This is a genomic window from Mycobacterium sp. NGS41, assembly GCF_059812725.1.
In genome coordinates, this window is record NZ_JCALDF010000001.1 from 52788 (window position 1) to 71425 (window position 18638).

20 protein-coding genes are annotated in these 18638 nt (G+C 66.5%); 10 read left to right on the top strand and 10 right to left on the bottom strand.

The genetic code is table 11. From position 1 onward, the window contains the following. Window positions 1-49: 49 nt before the first annotated feature. The 3 genes from AC5Y21_RS00245 to AC5Y21_RS00255 are packed head-to-tail and all read left to right on the top strand — an operon-like array spanning window position 50 to window position 2296. Entirely contained in the window at window positions 50-523 is a 474-nt protein-coding gene (locus AC5Y21_RS00245) for an SRPBCC family protein (protein WP_499908257.1), read from the top strand. 12 nt (window positions 524-535) lie between these two features. Further along, window positions 536-1405 carry a class II glutamine amidotransferase gene (locus AC5Y21_RS00250; protein WP_499908259.1) on the top strand — a complete coding sequence of 290 codons (870 nt, stop codon included), beginning with the start codon at window positions 536-538 and terminating at the stop codon, window positions 1403-1405. A 9-nt stretch (window positions 1406-1414) separates the two neighbouring features. Next, window positions 1415-2296, top strand: a complete 882-nt coding sequence (locus AC5Y21_RS00255; protein WP_499908260.1) for a patatin-like phospholipase family protein — start codon at window positions 1415-1417, stop codon at window positions 2294-2296. 1 nt (window position 2297) lies between these two features. On the opposite strand, the gene AC5Y21_RS00260 is transcribed toward AC5Y21_RS00255, so the two are convergent. Together AC5Y21_RS00260 and AC5Y21_RS00265 are read right to left on the bottom strand one after the other, a co-directional pair. Beyond that, entirely contained in the window at window positions 2298-3371 is a 1074-nt protein-coding gene (locus AC5Y21_RS00260) for a patatin-like phospholipase family protein (RefSeq protein ID WP_499908262.1), read from the bottom strand. Between the two features lie 108 nt (window positions 3372-3479). Further along, window positions 3480-3923, bottom strand: coding sequence for a lipoprotein LpqV (locus tag AC5Y21_RS00265; RefSeq protein ID WP_499908264.1), 444 nt, complete (start codon window positions 3921-3923; stop codon window positions 3480-3482). A 110-nt stretch (window positions 3924-4033) separates the two neighbouring features. Between AC5Y21_RS00265 and AC5Y21_RS00270 the strand changes: the two genes are divergently transcribed. Continuing rightward, window positions 4034-4594, top strand: coding sequence for a cysteine dioxygenase (locus AC5Y21_RS00270; protein WP_499908266.1), 561 nt, complete (start codon window positions 4034-4036; stop codon window positions 4592-4594). Continuing rightward, window positions 4594-5004 (top strand): rhodanese-like domain-containing protein, encoded by a 411-nt coding sequence (locus tag AC5Y21_RS00275; RefSeq protein WP_499908268.1) that lies wholly within the window; start codon window positions 4594-4596, stop codon window positions 5002-5004. Before AC5Y21_RS00270 ends, AC5Y21_RS00275 begins: the two co-directional genes overlap by 1 nt. Here AC5Y21_RS00275 and AC5Y21_RS00280 read toward each other — a convergent pair. The 3 genes from AC5Y21_RS00280 to AC5Y21_RS00290 are packed head-to-tail and all read right to left on the bottom strand — an operon-like array spanning window position 4966 to window position 8555. Next, window positions 4966-6735, bottom strand: a complete 1770-nt coding sequence (locus AC5Y21_RS00280; RefSeq protein ID WP_499908270.1) for an alpha/beta hydrolase — start codon at window positions 6733-6735, stop codon at window positions 4966-4968. The genes AC5Y21_RS00275 and AC5Y21_RS00280 overlap by 39 nt on opposite strands. Next, on the bottom strand, window positions 6732-7505 hold the full coding sequence (locus AC5Y21_RS00285; protein WP_499908271.1) for an enoyl-CoA hydratase: 774 nt from the start codon (window positions 7503-7505) through the stop codon (window positions 6732-6734). Before AC5Y21_RS00285 ends, AC5Y21_RS00280 begins: the two co-directional genes overlap by 4 nt. 3 nt (window positions 7506-7508) lie before the next feature. Then, window positions 7509-8555: an enoyl-CoA hydratase/isomerase family protein gene (locus tag AC5Y21_RS00290; RefSeq protein WP_499908899.1), complete on the bottom strand. Its 1047-nt coding sequence runs from the start codon at window positions 8553-8555 to the stop codon at window positions 7509-7511. A gap of 226 nt (window positions 8556-8781) precedes the next feature. On the opposite strand from AC5Y21_RS00290, the gene AC5Y21_RS00295 reads away from it, so the two are divergent. Continuing rightward, window positions 8782-9630, top strand: coding sequence for a Bax inhibitor-1/YccA family protein (locus tag AC5Y21_RS00295; RefSeq protein WP_499908273.1), 849 nt, complete (start codon window positions 8782-8784; stop codon window positions 9628-9630). A gap of 59 nt (window positions 9631-9689) precedes the next feature. On the opposite strand, the gene AC5Y21_RS00300 is transcribed toward AC5Y21_RS00295, so the two are convergent. From AC5Y21_RS00300 to AC5Y21_RS00310, 3 genes are all read right to left on the bottom strand, one after another. After that, window positions 9690-10427 (bottom strand): class I SAM-dependent methyltransferase, encoded by a 738-nt coding sequence (locus AC5Y21_RS00300; RefSeq protein ID WP_499908901.1) that lies wholly within the window; start codon window positions 10425-10427, stop codon window positions 9690-9692. 67 nt (window positions 10428-10494) lie between these two features. Then, the gene (locus tag AC5Y21_RS00305; protein ID WP_499908274.1) at window positions 10495-11712 is read right to left on the bottom strand and encodes an acetyl-CoA C-acetyltransferase; all 1218 of its coding nucleotides are present in this window, start codon (window positions 11710-11712) and stop codon (window positions 10495-10497) included. A gap of 54 nt (window positions 11713-11766) precedes the next feature. Then, window positions 11767-12744 carry an SGNH/GDSL hydrolase family protein gene (locus AC5Y21_RS00310; RefSeq protein ID WP_499908903.1) on the bottom strand — a complete coding sequence of 326 codons (978 nt, stop codon included), beginning with the start codon at window positions 12742-12744 and terminating at the stop codon, window positions 11767-11769. Window positions 12745-12989: 245 nt separating this feature from the next. Here AC5Y21_RS00310 and AC5Y21_RS00315 point away from each other — a divergent pair, with 245 nt between their 5' ends. The 4 genes from AC5Y21_RS00315 to AC5Y21_RS00330 all read left to right on the top strand — a co-directional run bounded on the left by AC5Y21_RS00315 (window position 12990) and on the right by AC5Y21_RS00330 (window position 17392). Further along, complete coding sequence (locus AC5Y21_RS00315) at window positions 12990-14057, top strand: alpha/beta hydrolase (protein ID WP_499908276.1); 1068 nt, start codon at window positions 12990-12992, stop codon at window positions 14055-14057. Between the two features lie 75 nt (window positions 14058-14132). Continuing rightward, window positions 14133-15527 carry a cystathionine beta-synthase gene (locus AC5Y21_RS00320; RefSeq protein WP_499908277.1) on the top strand — a complete coding sequence of 465 codons (1395 nt, stop codon included), beginning with the start codon at window positions 14133-14135 and terminating at the stop codon, window positions 15525-15527. Between the two features lie 87 nt (window positions 15528-15614). Next, window positions 15615-16226: an RDD family protein gene (locus AC5Y21_RS00325; RefSeq protein ID WP_499908278.1), complete on the top strand. Its 612-nt coding sequence runs from the start codon at window positions 15615-15617 to the stop codon at window positions 16224-16226. An 8-nt stretch (window positions 16227-16234) separates the two neighbouring features. Beyond that, complete coding sequence (locus AC5Y21_RS00330) at window positions 16235-17392, top strand: cystathionine gamma-synthase (RefSeq protein WP_499908280.1); 1158 nt, start codon at window positions 16235-16237, stop codon at window positions 17390-17392. A gap of 6 nt (window positions 17393-17398) precedes the next feature. On the opposite strand, the gene greA is transcribed toward AC5Y21_RS00330, so the two are convergent. Continuing rightward, window positions 17399-17893, bottom strand: coding sequence for a transcription elongation factor GreA (gene greA, locus AC5Y21_RS00335; RefSeq protein ID WP_499908282.1), 495 nt, complete (start codon window positions 17891-17893; stop codon window positions 17399-17401). 237 nt (window positions 17894-18130) lie between these two features. Further along, entirely contained in the window at window positions 18131-18589 is a 459-nt protein-coding gene (locus tag AC5Y21_RS00340; RefSeq protein WP_499908284.1) for a DUF4307 domain-containing protein, read from the bottom strand. Window positions 18590-18638: the final 49 nt, after the last annotated feature.

Genomic DNA, 18638 nt, shown 5'->3' on the forward strand with positions numbered 1-18638 from the left:
CCCCGGACCATGCGACTCTGTGTCTGCTCACGAGGAAGGTGAGGTTCTTATGGCAAGGTCCGTCGTCGTCGAGCAATCGCGGGCAATACCGGTCACCGTCGAAGACGCGTTCGCCAGAACGATGCCCATACCCCTGACGGATATCTGTTCGCAGTGGTACGGGCTTTTCCCGCCGATCAAGGAAGTCCGGGAGCAAAGCGGTGACTGGGATGCCGCAGGGCAGACCCGTGTCATCACCATGGTCGGTGGTGGCAGCCTGCAGGAGCAGCTGACCAGCGTCGACCCGCCGCGGTCCTTCGGCTGCACCCTGTCCGGCATTACCGGCCCGATGGCGCCGCTGGTCAGCACTATCGACGGCCAGTGGAGCTTCACCCCCGCGGGGACCGGAACGAATGTCACCTGGCAATGGACTATCCATGCCAAGTCGGATCTGGCCGCGCACCTGCTGCCGGTGCTCGGCAAGATGTGGAAGGGCTATGCCCGCGTGACGCTGGAAAAACTCTCCGCGGGGCTGGTCGGCTGACCGCCGAAGCCTATGTGCCGACTCTTTGGCCTGCACGCCGGCAGGCATGCTTGTACCGCGACATTTTGGCTGCTGGATGCCCCGGACAGCCTTTCCCAGCAGAGCCGCAGAAACCCCGACGGCACGGGGCTTGGCATCTTCGACGAACGCGGCCAACCCCAGCTGCACAAGGAGCCGATAGCGGCATGGCAGGACGCCGACTTCGCTACCGAGGCCCACGAGCTGACGGGCACCACGTTCGTGGCACACGTTCGCTATGCGACGACGGGGTCGCTCGACGTCCGCAACACCCACCCGTTCCTGCAGGACGGGCGGATCTTCGCGCACAATGGCGTGCTGGAAGGCCTCGACGCCATCGACGAACGGCTGCGCCAGGTTGGCACCGACGACCTGGTCTTGGGGCAGACCGATTCCGAGCGGGTGTTCGCCTTGATCACCGGGTCGATCCGCGCCCGGGCCGGTGATGTGACAGCGGGTTTGGTCGACGCGATGAGGTGGCTGGCGGCGAACGTGCCGATCTATGCGGTCAACATATTGCTGAGCACGGCCACCGACATGTGGGCGCTGCGCTACCCGGACACCCACGAGCTGTACCTCCTGGAACGCCGCCCGACGGCTACGCGCGACACCGAATTCGACTTGCGTACCAAGCGAATCCGCGCGAGGTCTGAGCATCTGTATGCACGCCAGTCGGTGGTGTTCGCCACCGAACGGATGGACGACGACCCAGGCTGGTGCCTGCTCGCCCCCGGCGAGCTGGTCCATGTCTCCGAAGCGCAAGCCGCGCTGCAGGTCACCCGAACCTTGGTGCTGCCCGACCCGCCCAGGCAGCTGCTGCGCCGCGAGGATCTGAGCGACGCGGTGCAGCAGGCGCAACACTAGGTTCGAGGGGTGACAACCAGACAAGCGCTCGTCCTGGCCGGCGGAGGTTTAGCGGGAATCGCCTGGGAGACAGGTATTTTGCTCGGCATTGCCGACGAGGCCCCAGCGGCTGCACACCTGCTGCTGGAATCGGATGTGCTGGTCGGGACATCGGCCGGTTCGGCGGTTGCCGCGCAGATCAGCAGCGGTTGCGCGCTCGACGAGTTGTTCGAGCGGCAAGTCGCCGAGGCTTCGGCGGAATTGGACCCGGGGGTCGACGTCGACGTCATCACGGAGCTTTTCCTTGCGGCGCTACGCGATTCGCCACCCTCGGGCGACAAGCCGCAGGACAGGCTGCGGACCCGGATGCAGCAAATCGGGTCGGTGGCGCTGACGACCGAGACCGTTCCCGAGGCCGTCCGCCTGCAGGTGATCGCGCAGCGGTTGCCGTCACACGACTGGCCGGACCGGGAGCTGCGGATCACCGCGCTCGACGTCGCAACCGGCGAACTGGTCGTTTTCGATCGGGACTCCGGTGTCGCGCTGGTGGACGCCGTCGCGGCCAGTTGCGCGGTGCCGGGAGCGTGGCCACCGGTGAGCATCGGGGGACGGCGCTACATGGACGGCGGGGTGGGCAGTTCGGTCAATCTGCCCGTCGCCGACGATTGCGATGTGGCGGTGGTCTTGGTGCCGTCCGGCGTGGACACTCCGTCGCCGTTCGGTCCTGGGCCGGCCGCCGAGATCGCAGAATTCCCTGGCAAGACGTTGACCGTCTTCGCCGACGACGACTCGTTGGCGGCTTTCGGCCCGAATGCCCTCGATCCACGCTGCCGCGGCAGGTCGGCGTCGGCCGGACGCCGGCAGGGCCGCCGAGAAGCGGCCGCGATCGCGCGGTTCCTAGACACGCTTTAGCTCAGCCCTCGATCGCGGGCGCGCTGTCGGTCTCGTCCTCCAGCGCGTCCAGGGCACTGGAGGCCAGCGCGCGGCCCGCCTCGATGACCTCCACCGCCCGATGGAACTCCAGGCTTCGGCAGGTCGACCGTGGCACCTCGATCAGCAAGTCGGGCGGATAGGCCGCCAGCGTATGGCGTGCCAGCGCGGACTGGGCGATGTCGATGGTTCGATTCATCACCTCGAAGCTGCCCAGTTTGGGAATTTCGGGCACCTCATCGGACTCGTCGGCAACTTCGGGGACTTGCTTGTCGTCGGAGTGCGCGGACCACGTTTCCGATTCCGGCAGCGCCGCACCAAGCCGACCGAGCACCGCCCGGGCCGTGGGCCGGTCCAACAGCGACTTCACCGCGCTGGTGTCGAGCAGCGCGGTGGTGCTGCGCATCATGCGGTTCAACCACTCGACGGTGGCGCCGGGCTCCGCATCGTGGCTGGCGCCGGGCTCGCTGCCGTTGAGGCTCACCGCGATGGTCAGGTCGGCGTTGGCGGCCGCGATCGGCGCCATCGGCAGCGGATCCAGGATGCCGCCGTCGGCGAGTAGTCGCCCGTCGACCTCGTGCGGGGCGATGACTCCCGGTATCGCGATCGACGCGCGGATCGCCACGTCGAGGGGGCCGCGCTGAAACCACACCGATTTGCCCGCCAACAGGTCGGTGGCCACCGCGGTGTAGGGAACGTCGAGGTCCTCGATGCTGATCGGGCCCAGGATGTCGCGAACCGCGTCCAGGATCTTCTCGGCGCGCAGCACGCCGGCGGCGGTGATCGACGGGTCCAGCAGCCGCAGGATGGTGCGCTGAGTCAGCGACTTCGCCCAGTCGGCGAGTTCGTCCAGCCGTCCGGCGGCCTGCACACCGCCAACCAGCGCGCCCATCGACGAGCCGGCGATCCCCACGATGTCGTAGCCGCGTTCCCGCAGCGCCTCGATCACCCCGATGTGGGCGTAGCCGCGGGCGCCGCCGCTGCCGAGCGCCAGTGCGACCCGAATAGGCGACGACCCGCGTGTGCGGGCGACAGCCGCGCCAGGTCCGCCAGACATCTACTCAGTTTGCGCGGCGAAAGTTGCCATCATCGGCCCGGGTCGGCAATTTCGCACAGCCGTGATCGCAAATGCGTTGGGCCTGCCTTCGGGCCCGGCAAGCGGGCCTTATCCGCATTCGTCGTTGGCGGCTGCCCGCGCGGCGGTGATCACCGCCGCCTGCCGCGCCGGCGACAGATCTGCCCACTTCGTGTTCCAGCTTCCGGCGGTGCCGGATGGCGACTTCTGAAGCATCGCCAGGTACGGCTCGAATGGTGACTCGCCGTTCTTGGGCCGGGTCTCCATCCACTGTTTTGCGGCGTGACAGGCCTGGAAGTACTCTTCCTCGGTCGAATCCGCGGGGACGTCGACCCTGGTCGTCACGCCAGCTGGGGAGACGCCGATGGCTTCCGGCGGCACCGAACCCGCGCCGCCCGCCACCGCCGACGACCGGGCCGGAGCCGATACGGCCCGGCCGCTCACGTCGTGCGTGCAGCCCGCGATGGTCACCGCCATGCCGGTAGCCACCACCACCGTGCCCCACAGCAGGGGGCGGTAACGGCACCAGCGCACGCTGCCAATCTATGCAACACTGTCGGGCGTGATGGAGCAGTTCGGATTTTGCGAGTGTTGTCGGCCCTGACGCGCCGCCGCTTGCCCGATCCGTCCACCCTGGAGCTCCGATGTCTTTACCCCTTGCTACGCCAGTTCCGCTGCACGCACTGACCACCTCGGTCCCGTCGTCGGGACCTACCCGGCTGCGCGTGCCCGACCTGCTGAACGCCACCGACCAGGCGGCCGACGACGTGCTGAGCGGACGCTGCGACCACCTGCTGCCAGCGGGTGGCGTGCCGGTGGACGAGCGCTGGTTCACCCGCATCCGCGGGGACGACGAACTCGACATCTGGCTGATCAGCTGGGTTCCGGGCCACTCGACTGAGCTGCACGACCACGGCGGGTCGCTCGGCGCGCTGACCGTGCTGTCCGGGTCGCTCAACGAATTTCGCTGGGACGGCCGACGGCTGCGGCGTCGCCGCCTGGATGCCGGCGATCAGGCCGGGTTCCCGCTGGGCTGGGTGCACGACGTGGTGTGGGCGCCCCGGCCCGTCGCGGCCGTGCAGCCGACGCTGAGCGTGCACGCCTACTCGCCGCCGCTGACCGCGATGTCCTACTACGAGGTCACCGAACAGGACACGCTGCGCCGTCAGCGCACGGTATTGACCGACCAACCGGAAGGGCCCTGATGAGCCGGATCGACCGGGTGCTGGCCGCTGCCCGCCGCCGGTACCGCCGCGTCACCGCCGCCGAGGTGCCCGACGCGCTGCGGCGTGGCGCCGTGCTCGTCGACATCCGGCCGCAGGCCCAGCGAGTCCGCGAGGGCGAGGTGCCCGGGGCCCTGGTGATCGAGCGCAACGTCCTGGAATGGCGGTGCGACCCGACCAGCGACGCCCGGCTGCCTGAGGCCGTCGGCGACGACGTCGAATGGGTGATCCTGTGCTCGGAGGGCTACACCTCCAGCCTGGCCGCCGCGGCGCTGCTGGACCTGGGCCTGTACCGCGCCACCGACGTCATCGGGGGCTACCACGCGCTGGCGCGTTCCGGGGTGCTGGACCAGCTAGCCGCCGTCGGCGCTGGGATGCAGCAGCGGCCTTAGCCGTTCGGTCTTGTCCTGCGCCCAGCCGGGTGGCGACAGCACCGCGGCCCAGGCGTCGGCGACGTCGGCGATGTACTTGTGCCCGTGGCCGTCCGGCACATCGACGGCCACCGCCATGTCGGCCGTGACTTGCAGGAACGTCACCACCGGAATCCACTGCGTCTCGGGCAGCACGTCGTAGCCCCGCTTTTCCCGCAACCAGTCCGGTTTGGCGAACAACAGGTCCGGCGTCCACCAGGCGATGGGGTCGGACGCATGCTGCAAATACACCACCCGGGGCTGGCCCCAATCTGCGTTCGGGCGCTGCAAATTGCTTGGCCGAGCGACGAACCGGACGTTGCCGCCGTCGTGGTAGATGGGCAGCCACTGCGGGGAGCCGGCATCGCGGGTGGAAGTCAGGTCGTTCCAGATGGTGTTGTTGAATGTCGGTCCGCTGAACAGTGCGCCGTCGGTGCGGGCGAGGACATTGTTGAGGCTCATGAACGGAGCCTCACCGCCGAAGGATCCCAGGCTCTCGCCGAACACCACCAGCTTGGGGCGTTGCGCTTCGGGCATCTGCCGGACCAGTCTGTCGACGGCTTCGAACAGCGCCTGCCCGGCGTGGCGGGCATTCTCCTTGTCCACCAGAAACGACAGCCAGCTGGGCAGGTACGAGTACTGCATGCTCACGATCGCGGTGTTGCCGTTGTACATGTACTCCAGCGCGTCGGCTTCGGCCGCGTTGATCCAGCCCGTCCCGGTGGTGGTGGCGACGGCGACGACGGCGCGCTGCAATCCGCCGGTGCGCTCCAGCTCCTTCGCGGCGAGCTCCGCGGTGGCCGTGATGCCGGGCTCGGCCGCGGAGTCCAGCCCGGCGTACGCCCGGATCGGCGGGATGGCAGAGACTCCGTTGAACGCGGTGAGTTGTTCGACGGTGGGGCCCGACGCGACGAAAATCCGGCCCTGATGCCCCAGCGACTTCCACGACACCTTCGATCCCGGACCACCTGAGCGCAGTTGAGTTTTCGGTGCCACGGTATCGGGATTCGTTTCGTCGTTGACCTGAGCGAACGTGGTGTTCATCTTGCGCATCGCGTACTTGAGCACCACACCGTTGAGCACTGTGATGGTCAGCGTCACGAGCAGGACGACCACGATGGTTGCCGAGAGGCGGAACGGTGCGATCCGGTCGACCTTCCCCACCAGAAAACTGACCAGCCAACGAACAAACTGGCCGACTTCGACCAGCGTGAACAGCACGACCAGCGACAAGACCCCGGACAGCGGATAGTCATACCAGTGCAGGTGCTGGACGCCCATCAGGTCGCGCACGTTGTCTTGCCAGACATGGAACCAGATCGCCATTGCGACCTGGCCGACGGCGCCGATCCCGATGAGCGGCAGCCATGCCCACCTCGGCGCCGGCGGGCTGGAACCTTTTGAGCGCATAAAGCGGACCAGCCAGACGAGGAAGACCCCCAGGCCGTAGCCGATGGCGCCGGAGCAGCCGCTGACCACTCCCTGAAACAACGGACCGCGCGGCAGCAGCGACGGCGTCAGGGAGAACCAGATGAAAATCAGCCCCACCGCGGTGCCGGTGAACGTGTAATGACGAATCCACCAGGGCTTGCGAACCCGTTGTGACTCAGGTTTTTTGGGGCTGGGTACAGCTTCGGCCGGTACTTGGGTCGGTTCCGAGGCCGGTTCTTCGGCCGGTTCTTCGGCGGTCGCCGGAGCAGTACTCTCGCTCATCGATGGATGAAGTGCGGGGGGCGCTTTTCGATGAATGCCGCCATGCCCTCGGACTGGTCATCGGTGGCGAAGGTCGAGTGAAACAGCCTGCGCTCGTAGAGAAGTCCTTCGGACAGCGTGGATTCGAACGCCCGGTTGACGGCCTCTTTGGCCATTCGGGTGGCCGAGCGGGACATCTGCGAGATGGTGGTGGCGACGGCCTTGGCCTCGGCCAGCAAGTCGTCGGCCGGTACCACCCGCGAAACCAGGCCGCTGCGTTCGGCTTCGGCGGCGTCGATGGTGCGCCCGGTCAGAATGAGATCCATGGCTTTGGCTTTGCCGATGGCCCGGGTCAGTCGCTGCGAGCCGCCCATGCCAGGCAGCACACCAAGTTTGATTTCCGGCTGGCCGAATTTCGCTGTGTCGGCAGCGATCAGCAGGTCGCACATCATCGCCAGCTCACAGCCGCCGCCGAGCGCGTGTCCGGCCACCGCGGCAATCGTCGGAGTGCGGACGGCGGCCAGTTTGCCCCACTGGGCGAAGAAGTCGGCACCGAACGCGTCGGCGAAGCTCAGGCCGGACATTTCCTTGATGTCGGCGCCGGCCGCGAAAGCCTTCGCCGAACCGGTGATGATGATCGCCCCGATGTCCGGATCGTTGTCCAGTTCCGTTGCGGCGCTAGTTACTTCGTCCATCACCTGGCTGTTGAGCGCGTTCAGTGCCTGCGGCCGGTTCAACGTGATGATGCCAACCCGCTGATCACGCTCGACCAGGATGGTTTCGTAGCCCATGTCTCACCTTCCCTCGAAACTCAAGTCGTCGTCGACCGGGGCGAAGTACTCGGCGACGCCATTTACGGTGACCTCGGCCAAGGTCGCCGGCGACCATTTCGGGTTGCGATCTTTGTCGATCAGTTGCGCGCGGATGCCCTCCACCAAATCGTGTGAGCGCACCGACGCGGACGAAACCCGATAGTCCTGTGTGAGAACATCTTCCAGCGTTTCCAGTTTGGCGGCGCGACGTACCGCTTCCAACGTCACCGATAGCGAGATGGGGGAGCGGGTGGCGATCATGTTCGCGGCGTCGTTAGCCGGTCCGGCGTCATGTCCCCGCAGCGCGGCGACGATATCCGAGACGGTGTCACCCGAATAGCACTCGTCGATCCAACTGCGTTGTGCCGCGAGCTCACTCGGTGGCGGCTCGACGGCATGAGCGGCCAGTGCGCCCGCGACGCCGTCGACGGCGATCGCGCGGGTGAACGCGTCGATCTCGCTGTGCGGGACGTAGTGGTCGGCGAACCCCATTGCGATGGCGTCGGGGCCGGAGAACGGCGCGCCGGTCAGCGCGGCGTGCAGACCCAGCCCGCCGGGCGCCCGGGACAGCAAGTACGCCCCACCGACGTCGGGGATGAAACCGATGCCGACTTCGGGCATCGCGACCTTGGAGGTGTCGGTGACCACTCGGGTGTTGCCGTGCGCCCCGACGCCGACGCCGCCACCCATCACGATGCCGTCCATAACCGACACATACGGCTTGGCAAACCGGCCGATCTGGGCGTTGAGCAGATACTCGTCGCGCCAGAAGCGTCGCGCCTCGACTCCGTCCTTGCGGGCGCTGTGGTAGACCGCGACGACGTCGCCACCGGCGCATAGTCCGCGCTCGCCGGCTCCGGAGAGCACCACCGCGCGCACCTCGTCGTCGCGTTCCCACCGGATGAGCACCGTGCTCAGCAGCTCGACCATCGTCTGGTTCAGCGAGTTGATCGCCTTGGGGCGATTGAGCGTCACAAAGCCGATGCCATTGTCGACCCTGGTCAGGACCTCGTCGGATTCACCCGTCACGGCCTCAGTCACGCGCTGGTCCCCTCTCACCGGTTTGACCAGCAATCTAGATCGTGACTCGCTGCGGGGTATTCGCGGGGCTAAGGTTTATCTTGGTCCGGACGATTTGATCCGAACCCGGATTCGCCCAGAAATCAGCAGCTCCGCTGGGAACCCGGGAAGGATCACTGATCGTTGAGCATGTGTTCGCACGGCTCGAGCCACAGCCACAAGAGAGGATCCGACGGTGCGGGAGACAAGTAACCCGGTATTTCGTTCGCTGCCCAAGCAGCGGGGCGGATACGCGCAGTTCGGCACTGGCCCGGCCCAGATGCAGGCGTATCAGGCCACGCCCATGGATGGCTACGCCCCCTACCAGGAGGCCAAGACCTCCCGGCCGATGACCATTGACGACGTCGTCACCAAGACCGGTATCACGCTGGCCGTCTTGTCGGCGGTCGCCGTCGTGTCGTACTTCATCGCGGCGACCAACCTCGCCCTGGCGATGCCGCTGGCCATGGTCGGCATGATCGGCGGGCTGATCTTGGTGCTCGTCGCGACCTTCGGCCGTAAGCAGGACAACCCGGCCATAGTGCTGTCCTATGCCGCGCTGGAGGGCATGTTCCTCGGTACGGTCTCATTCCTGATGGCCAACTTCACCGTCGGCGGCCAACACAGCCATGCCAACGCGGGCGGCCTGATCGCGGAGGCAGTCCTCGGCACTATCGGAGTGTTCGCCGGCATGCTCGTCGTCTACAAGACCGGCGCGATCCGCGTTACGCCGAAGTTCACCCGAATGCTGTTCGCCGGCATGATCGGTGTGCTGGTGCTGATGATCGGCAACCTGATCATGGGCATGTTCACCCATGCTGCCGGTCCACTGCGGGACGGCGGACCGATCGCCATTGTTTTCTCGCTGTTGTGCATCGGCATCGCGGCGTTCAGCTTCCTGATCGACTTCGATGCGGCCGACCAGATGATCCGCGCCGGAGCGCCGGAGAAGGCTGCGTGGGGTATCGCGCTAGGCCTGACCGTCACCTTGGTCTGGCTGTACCTCGAGATCCTGCGCCTGCTGAGTTACTTCCAGAGCGACTAGGCTCGGCTCGCCGAGACGCAAATGCCCCCGACACAGTCGGGGGCATTTGCGTCTGCTCGCTACGGCGATTGCCGGGCGCGACTGGCAACCGCAACCATCGGGCCGAACCGTCGAGTCCGGAACTCGACGGTGATCGCCGGGTCGGCATGGTGGGCGATCGCACGCAGCGCCGACGGGCTATAGGCGCGCAGCGTGCTGATGAACCCATCGTGCGCCAGCGGGATCAGCCGAGTGAGCGGCAGCAGAAACGCCAACAACATCAAGTGGCGGGGTGACCGCGGCCTGCGAAGGTCGATGATCAACAACTTATTCGCTGCCCTGGTCCCTTCGGCGAACGCTCGGGCGACGAGCTCAGGCGACAGATGATGCAATGACAACGCAAACACTGCGAGGTCGTAATGGCCGTCCGGTGCTTCGATTGCGGTGGCGTCCATTTCCCGCACGGTCGCGCGTTGGTGACGGCCGAGCTCGTCGGCGGCGAGGGTGGCCACAAACGTAGGGTCGATATCGGTGACCGTCACTTGAGCAGTGGGGTGGTTCTCCAGCAGCTTGCGCGATAGCCCGCCGAGGCCAGCCCCGAGTTCGAGGATCTTCGGAGAGGTTTTATCGGCCACCTGATCGAGTGCCATCCGGGCGAACTTCTCGTGGGTACCAAACCATCGTCGCCGCCCGGCGCGGTCGAGCGAGCACATGACCTTGTGCTTCAAATCAGCGACATCGTCGCGGTCCAGATATTCCAGCCGATTGGTCTGCAGCCGCCGGTCCAGCCACGAGGCGTCGAAGCCGCCCCGGGGCATGTTCACGATGTCGCAAGCGTTTTTGTCCACCCGGTCGAAGCCGCGCACGCAGGGTCAACGCCAAAAATTAGGACAGCCGCTCGAGCACCATCGCCATACCCTGGCCGCCGCCCACACACATGGTTTCCAGGCCGAACGTCTTGTCGTGGGTCGTCAGGTTGTTCAGCAGCGTGGTGGCGATGCGCGCGCCGGTCATGCCGAACGGGTGGCCCAGCGCGATCGCTCCACCCGACACGTTCAGCTTGTCCTCGTCGATGCCCAACTCGCGCGCCGAGCCCAGCACCTGCACCGCAAAGGCCTCGTTGATCTCGAACAAGTCGATGTCGCCGATCGACATGCCGGCTCGTTGCAGGGCCTGTTTGGACGCCTCGATCGGCCCCAGGCCCATGATCTCCGGCGAGAGGCCGCTGACCCCGGTGGACACGATGCGGGCCAGCGGAGTCAGGCCAAGCTCCTTGGCCTTGGTGTCGCTGGTGATCACCAACGCGGCAGCGCCGTCGTTGAGTGGGCAGGCATTGCCCGCGGTCACGGTGCCGTTGGGCCGGAAGACCGGCTTGAGCTCGCTGATCTTCTCGTAGGTGGTGCCTGGCCGTGGCCCATCGTCGGTGCTGACGGTGCTGCCGTCGGGAAGGGTGACCGGGGCGATCTCGCGCTCGAAGAACCCGCTCTTGATCGCCTCCTCGGCCCGGTTCTGGCTGCGCACACCCCAATGGTCCTGGTCTTCGCGGCTGATGCCGGTCATGATGGCGACGTTTTCAGCGGTCTGGCCCATCGCGATGTACACGTCGGGCACATTCCCGTCGGCGCGCGGGTCGTGCCATTCGTCGGCACCCGCGGCCGCGGCGCCCGAGCGTTCCTGGGCCGTGTCGAACAGCGGGTTCTTGGTGTCGGGCCAGGAGTCGGAGTTGCCCTTGCCGAATCGGGACACGGTCTCGACGCCCGCGGAGATGAACGCGTCGCCCTCACCGGCCTTGATCGCGTGGAAGGCCATCCGGGTGGTCTGCAGCGACGACGAGCAGTACCGGTTGACGGTCGTGCCGGGCAGGAAGTCGTAGCCAAGTGCAACCGCGACCACGCGCGCCATGTTGAAGCCTTGCTCACCGCCGGGCAGGCCGCACCCGAGGATCAGGTCGTCGATCTGATGCGGGTTCAGCGCGGGCACCTTGTCGAGCGCGGCGCGAACCATCTGGACGGCTAAGTCGTCAGGCCGGATGCTGACCAGCGACCCCTTCATGGCGCGACCGATCGGGGAGCGGGCAGTTGAGACGATGACGGCTTCCGGCATGACGGCTCCTTGTTATCTGGGCTGCGAGCTCGCCGCGAATAAGACCCAGCCAGCCTAGTCGCTGCCCACCGGCTGGCACGACGACGGGGCAACGCCGGCCGATGAGGCGGCCGGCGACGAGCGCTGCCACAGGCGCGACATGACGCTGAGCCGCGTGTGGGTACGACCGAGCACCGGCGTGCTGGGCCGCGACGGCACTTGAAGCGTTGGCCTGTCGATGTTTTCGCCCAGCGCATCGCAGAGTGCGAGCAGCAGCTGTTCGGCCGCCAGCGCATACGCGGGCGCGGCGGGGTGGTAGCCGTCGCGGGAGAACATCAGCTCCGGCGTGGCCCGGAAATGGGGTGTCATGATCTGACCCAGCGGAACCGGCACGCCGCCGGCCGCCTTGACCGCGGCGGCCTGGGCGCGGGCGAGGTGCAGGCCACGGGTGTGCGCCACTGAGCGCAGCGGCTGGGGGATGGCGGTGATGACGCCCAGGTCCGGGCAGGTGCCGACGATCACCACCGCGCCGCGGGCGCGCAGTTTGCGCACCGCGATGCCCAGGCGCCCGGCTGACTGGCTGATGCCGTTGAGGCCGGTGATGTCGTTGGCGCCGAGCATCATGATCGCCACATCCGGCGGTGGTCCGGCCACGAACATCGCATCCACCTGGCCCAGAACACCTTTCGAGGTGGCGCCGACGATGGCTTTGGTGCTCAACCGGACCCGCTTGCCGGTGCGTTCGGCCAGTCCGCGGGCGATCAGCACGCCGGGTACCTCGTCGCCGCCGGCGCAGCCGTACCCGGCGGCCGTTGAGTCACCGAACATCATCAGGTGGACGTCGACGGTCATGCCGCGCTGCCACCGTTGTACGGGCCCGCCGCCTCGGGTGTACACGCCGTCGGCGCGCGGTGGGACGTCCCAAGACTTGGGAATAACGGTGCGCGCCTGCGTCGCCTGGCCAACCAGTAGATTGCGCGCCCCCAAGTAGGCCGTACCTGTCGAGGCAAGCGCACCTGCTGTGGCCAGAGCGATCGTCGAGCGACGCGGCACCCGTATGGTCACGGCATCAAGTTTAGGTCGTCTGCGAAGTTTGCGTGAGTCACTGAAAAACTTCGCGATCACGTTGTGGATCAAATGTGGTATCGAATTAGCTTCTTCACATGTTCTACCTAGAAAGGGCTGTCAAGCTAAGTTTGCGGGGTTGGCTGCAAGCCTGGGGATAAGCAGTTGAACCAGACACCAAGCCACTTCGTCACATGCTGTATCGGACTACAACGGCGTAGGAAGTGTTGAGCATGACCGCACCTAATAAGGTATCCGGCTCGCCCCGTCACGCCATTCGACCGCGTGACGTACTGCGGGCTCGTAGGGCAGAAACCCGCAGATTCGCTATCAGCGACGGCGCGCCCGTCGAGGTACTGGAATCCGGGCCCAGCATCGCCGCGCGATTAGCCACGCTGGCGTCGTGGCTGACAATCCGGCCGGTTCTGGCTGTAGGCAGCTATGTTCCTAACCTGCCCTGGCCGTGGGGTCTCGTCGACATGACCGCCAAGGTGCTGCTTCCGACTTCCGCGACCGTACGGGCGGAGGTGACCTTGCCTAACGCGTCAGCTCAGCTGGTGCGGGCGCCCGGGGTGCTGCCCGCCGACGGCACTCGGCGGGTGGTCCTCTACCTGCACGGCGGCGCGTTCCTGACGTGCGGGGCAAACTCACACGGCAGGCTCGTCGAAGCACTGTCGAAGTTTGCTGACGCGCCAGTCCTGATCGTCAACTATCGCCTACTGCCCAAGCATTCGATCGGAATGGCCCTCGACGACTGCTACGACGGCTACGACTGGCTGCGGCATCGCGGCTACGAGCCGGAGCAAATTGTGCTGGCCGGAGATTCCGCCGGCGGCTATCTCGCGCTGGCCCTCGCGCAGCGTCTGCAGGAAGAATGCGAGGAGCCGGCCGGGCTCGTGGCCATCTCGCCGCTGCTACAGCTAGCAAAGGAATGCAAGCAAGCGCATCCCAACATAAAGTGCGACGCGATGTTCCCGGCGAAGGCCTTCGACGCTCTCATCGAGTTGGTTGCTAGCGCCGCCGCCAAGCACATCGTGGACGGCAAACCAGAAGAGATCTACGAGCCCTTGGAGCACATCAAACCCGGCCTGCCGCGGACGCTGATCCACGTCTCCGGATCCGAGGTCTTGCTGCACGACGCGCAGTTGGCTGCCAGCAGGCTGGCGGCGGTCGGGGTGCCGGCCGAGGTAAGGGTCTGGCCTGGCCAGGTTCACGACTTCCAACTGGCCGCGCCGCTGGTGCCCGAGGCGATCCGTTCGCTGCGCCAGATCGGGGAGTACATCCGCGAGGCCACCGGCTAGCGATCCGACGGACCGGCCCTGCCGAGCCGGTGGAGTGGGTGTTCGCGGCCCGAAACCGCCTGAGACGATGGACGCATGCGGATTGCGCAGCACATCAGTGACCTCATCGGGGGCACGCCTCTGGTTCGCCTGAACTCCGTCGTCCCGTCCGGTGCCGGCGCTGTGGTGGCAAAGGTCGAATACCTCAATCCCGGAGGCAGTTCCAAAGACCGGATCGCAGCCAAAATGATCGACGCCGCCGAGGCCAGCGGGCAGCTGAAGCCGGGCGGCACCATCGTCGAGCCCACGTCCGGCAACACCGGCGTCGGGCTGGCGCTGGTCGCCCAGCACCGCGGCTACAAGTGCATCTTCGTCTGCCCGGACAAGGTCAGCGAGGACAAGCGCAATGTGCTGCTCGCCTACGGCGCCGAGGTGGTCGTTTGCCCGACGGCGGTGCCACCCGACGACCCGGACAGCTACTACAGCGTGTCCGACCGGTTGGTCACGGAGATCGACGGCGCCTGGAAACCCGACCAGTACGCCAACCCCGAGGGGCCGGCCAGCCATTACGAGACCACCGGTCCGGAAGTTTGGGCCGACACCGACGGCAAGGTCACGCATTTCGTCGCAGGCATCGGCACCGGCGGAACCATCACCGGTGCGGGCCGCTACCTCAAAGAGGTGTCCGGCGGTGCGGTGCGCATCGTCGGGGCCGACCCCGAGGGGTCGGTGTATTCGGGCGGCGCCGGGCGGCCGTATCTGGTCGAGGGGGTTGGTGAGGACTTCTGGCCGGCGGCGTATGACCCGACCGTGCCCGACCAGATCATCGCGGTGTCCGACTCCGACTCGTTCAATATGACCAGGCGGTTGGCGCGTGAAGAAGCCATGCTGGTCGGCGGGTCCTGCGGGATGGCCGTGGTGGCGGCGGTGAAAGTCGCCATGGAGGCGGGGCCGGACTCGCTGGTCGTCGTCCTGCTGCCCGACGGCGGGCGCGGCTACATGTCGAAAATCTTCAACGACGCGTGGATGTCGTCCTACGGATTCCTGCGCAGCCGCCTCGACGGGTCGACCGACGAGTTCACCGTCGGCGACGTGCTGCGCCGGAAGTCCGGCGAGCTGCCGGCCCTGGTGCACACCCATCCGTCGGAGACGGTGCGCGACGCCATCGGCATTCTGCGCGAGTACGGGGTGTCGCAGATGCCCGTCGTCGGCGCCGAACCGCCGGTGATGGCCGGCGAGGTCGCCGGCAGCGTCTCCGAACGCGAGCTGCTATCCGCCGTTTTCGAGGGTCGGGCCAACCTGGCCGACGCGGTTTCCGAGCATATGAGTCCGCCACTGCGGATGATCGGTGCCGGCGAGTTGATCAGCGTGGCCGGTAAAGCGTTGCGTGACTTCGACGCGTTGATGGTGGTGGAGCAAGGCAAACCGGTCGGTGTCATCACCCGGTACGACTTGTTGGGTTTCCTGTCCGACGGGCCGCGCCGACGCTAGCGGCCCAGGTCGAGGTCTCAGCCGCGTCATGGCGCTCAGGTACTGTAATGCGGCCTAGTTCAGCCACTTCGGAGTGGAAGGTTGCCCATGACCGAACAACCGCCGCCCGGCGATTCCAACCAGCCGCCGCCACCACCCCCGCTGCCCGACGGCATGTCCTACCCGCCGCCGCCCCCGTCCTCCGGAGCGGTTGCGCCGCCCCCGCCCGGTCCCGTGGTGCGTGCCCAGCCGACGGAGAACTACACGCCGTGGGCGACCCGCGCGCTGGCCGCACTTATCGACTACGCGCCGTACGCCGTCGCGCTCGGGATCGGTTGGGCGATCTTCGTGGCCACCGCACCGGGCCCGTGCAGCGAAGAAGTCGCCGGATACAGCTACACCCAGCGCTGCCCGGAACCGTCGGTACTCGGCCCGTTGGGATTCTTCTTGTTTGCGCTGGTGGGTTTGGCCTACGTGATCTGGAATAACGGGTACCGCCAGGGCACCACCGGGTCGAGCATCGGCAAGTCGATGATGAAGTTCAAGGTGGTCAGCGAGGTCACCGGCGAGCCGCTTGGTTTCGGCAGCTCCGTGTTACGACTGCTGGCGCACACCGTCGACGCCGCTATCTGCTACGTCGGTTTCCTGTGGCCGTTGTGGGACGCCAAGCGTCAGACGCTGGCGGACAAGATCATGACGACGGTTTGTCTGCCGATCTGACAGCCTCGATGACCGAAAACACCAACGCCTTCAACGGACTGGCCACCAAAGCCATCCATGCCGGCTACCGCCCCGACCCTTCGACCGGGGCGGTGAACACCCCGATCTACGCCAGCAGCACGTTCGCCCAGGACGGTGTCGGTGGTCTGCGCGGCGGCTTCGAGTACGCCCGCACCGGCAACCCCACCCGGGCCGCATTGGAGGCCGCGCTGGCCGTGGTCGAAGACGGTGCTTACGGGCGGGCCTTCGGTTCGGGGATGGCGGCGACCGACTGTGCGCTGCGGGCAATGCTGCGGCCCGGGGATCACGTGGTCATCCCGGACGACGCCTATGGCGGCACATTTCGGTTGATCGACAAGGTGTTTACCCAGTGGGGCATCGAGTACACCGCGGTGGCGCTGGCCGATCTGGACGCCGTGGCAGCCGCGCTCACGCCACGAACTCGGCTGATTTGGGTGGAAACGCCGACCAATCCCTTGTTGTCCATTGCCGATATCAAGCGCATCGCCGAGCTGAGTGCTGAACGCTCCGTAAAAGTTTTGGTGGACAACACGTTTGCCTCGCCCGCGCTACAGCAGCCGTTGACACTGGGTGCCGACGTGGTGCTGCACTCGACCACCAAATACATCGGTGGCCACTCCGATGTGGTGGGCGGCGCGTTAGTCACCAACGACGAAGAGCTGGACGCCGCTTTCGCCTTCCTGCAGAACGGGGCGGGCGCGGTGCCGGGCCCGTTTGACGCCTACCTGACGATGCGCGGGCTGAAGACTCTGGTGCTGCGGATGCAGCGGCATAGTGAAAACGCCCTTGCCGTAGCGGAATTCCTGGCCGGACATCCGTCGGTGAGCAAGGTGCTGTATCCGGGTCTTGCCACTCATCCGGGGCATGAGATCGCGGCGCGGCAGATGGGCGGCTTTGGCGGCATGGTTTCGGTGCGGATGCGGGCCGGGCGCCAAGCCGCTGAGGATCTGTGTGCGCGCACGCGGGTGTTCATCCTTGCGGAGTCGCTGGGCGGGGTGGAGTCGCTGATCGAACACCCCAGCGCCATGACGCACGCGTCGACGGCGGGTTCGCAATTGGAAGTACCCGACGATTTGGTGCGGCTTTCGGTCGGTATCGAGGACGTCGCCGACCTGCTGGCCGACCTCGAGCAGGCGCTCGGCTAGAAGGCCCTAGGAGTGGTACGGCTCCGCGCTGACCAGCGTGACTTCGACGGTGTTGCCGCTGGGCACGGTGTAGCTGCGCGTCTCGCCCACCTTGGCGTCGATCAACGCGCCACCGAGCGGTGAGTTCGGCGAGAACACTTCGAGTTTGCCGTCGTTGACGCCCTCCTGGCGGGTGGCGATCAGGAAGGTCTCGCTGTCCGACTCGTCGCCGTTGTAGTAGACCTTCACCACCGAACCCGGCAGCGCGACGCCCGACTGCTTGGGCGCTTCGCCGACCTTGGCGTTGTTTAGCAGATCCTGCAGCTGGCGGATGCGGGCCTCCTGCTGGCCCTGCTCCTCGCGAGCGGCGTGATACCCGCCGTTCTCCCGCAGGTCGCCCTCCTCGCGGCGGTCGTTGATTTCCGCGGCGATGATCGGACGATTCGCAATCAACTGATCGAGCTCGGCCTTGAGTCGGTCATGTGACTCCTGGGTCAACCAGGTCACCTGAGTATCCGTCATCTCGTCGCGCTCCTCGTATTCTCGGTCTCGGCGTATCCGCGCAAGCTTTCGATCCGGACTGCCGGAGAGTACCCGGGTCCCCACCCCGCGTGCTGCCGCCCCGTTCTGCTTACGGCCACTAATGCAGCAATACACGGCCCCAGCCGGAACCGTGCATCCGGCTATGTTACCACCGCGCAAAGAGCCGATGACCGTATCGGCGCAGTTCGTCGTTCGCGGTCTCCAACGAGCCGGCGGTCAGGCCGAGCGCAGGTAGCCGGGTACGTTCGTGCCGCAGCCGTAGATGTCTGCCATCACCGGCGGCTTGCTGGATTTCAGCGTCGTTGTCACCTGCACCGTGCCCTGGGTGGACGGCGAGACGAGCACCTCGCGCCGGCCGGTTTCACTGCCGTCTTTAGCCCGGACCCGCACGATGCAGTCCACCGGTCGCGACGGGTCCGCGCGTGTCACGCTGATCGTCACCGAGGCGGTCTCGTCGTCGATCACCTGATAGCCGGCCAGCGAGCCCGAGACGGCGCTGGTGCCGAGCCGGTGGTAGCCGATGATGGCGATGACGGTGCCGGCCGCTAACACCAGCAACGTAAGCGCGATGACGATGCGGCGACGGGACTTGCCGGAAAGCCGCGTACGCCCATAGCGGGCCTCGGGACGCGACGGCGGGTCCACGCCGGGGGCGGGCGAACAGGATGCAGTCATCGGAATTTGAAATTATAGGGTCAGCTATAGGCGCTAGAGGCTTTACGGG

Coding starts and splice junctions, on each gene's coding strand:
- AC5Y21_RS00245 (WP_499908257.1), top strand. CDS start 50: ATGGCAAGGTCCGTCGTCGTCGAGCAATCGCGGGCAATACCGGTCACC.
- AC5Y21_RS00250 (WP_499908259.1), top strand. CDS start 536: ATGTGCCGACTCTTTGGCCTGCACGCCGGCAGGCATGCTTGTACCGCG.
- AC5Y21_RS00260 (WP_499908262.1), bottom strand. CDS start 3,371: ATGTCTGGCGGACCTGGCGCGGCTGTCGCCCGCACACGCGGGTCGTCG.
- AC5Y21_RS00270 (WP_499908266.1), top strand. CDS start 4,034: ATGTCTTTACCCCTTGCTACGCCAGTTCCGCTGCACGCACTGACCACC.
- AC5Y21_RS00275 (WP_499908268.1), top strand. CDS start 4,594: ATGAGCCGGATCGACCGGGTGCTGGCCGCTGCCCGCCGCCGGTACCGC.
- AC5Y21_RS00280 (WP_499908270.1), bottom strand. CDS start 6,735: ATGAGCGAGAGTACTGCTCCGGCGACCGCCGAAGAACCGGCCGAAGAA.
- AC5Y21_RS00285 (WP_499908271.1), bottom strand. CDS start 7,505: ATGGGCTACGAAACCATCCTGGTCGAGCGTGATCAGCGGGTTGGCATC.
- AC5Y21_RS00300 (WP_499908901.1), bottom strand. CDS start 10,427: ATGCCCCGGGGCGGCTTCGACGCCTCGTGGCTGGACCGGCGGCTGCAG.
- AC5Y21_RS00305 (WP_499908274.1), bottom strand. CDS start 11,712: ATGCCGGAAGCCGTCATCGTCTCAACTGCCCGCTCCCCGATCGGTCGC.
- AC5Y21_RS00315 (WP_499908276.1), top strand. CDS start 12,990: ATGACCGCACCTAATAAGGTATCCGGCTCGCCCCGTCACGCCATTCGA.
- AC5Y21_RS00320 (WP_499908277.1), top strand. CDS start 14,133: ATGCGGATTGCGCAGCACATCAGTGACCTCATCGGGGGCACGCCTCTG.
- AC5Y21_RS00325 (WP_499908278.1), top strand. CDS start 15,615: ATGACCGAACAACCGCCGCCCGGCGATTCCAACCAGCCGCCGCCACCA.
- AC5Y21_RS00330 (WP_499908280.1), top strand. CDS start 16,235: ATGACCGAAAACACCAACGCCTTCAACGGACTGGCCACCAAAGCCATC.
- greA (WP_499908282.1), bottom strand. CDS start 17,893: ATGACGGATACTCAGGTGACCTGGTTGACCCAGGAGTCACATGACCGA.
- AC5Y21_RS00340 (WP_499908284.1), bottom strand. CDS start 18,589: ATGACTGCATCCTGTTCGCCCGCCCCCGGCGTGGACCCGCCGTCGCGT.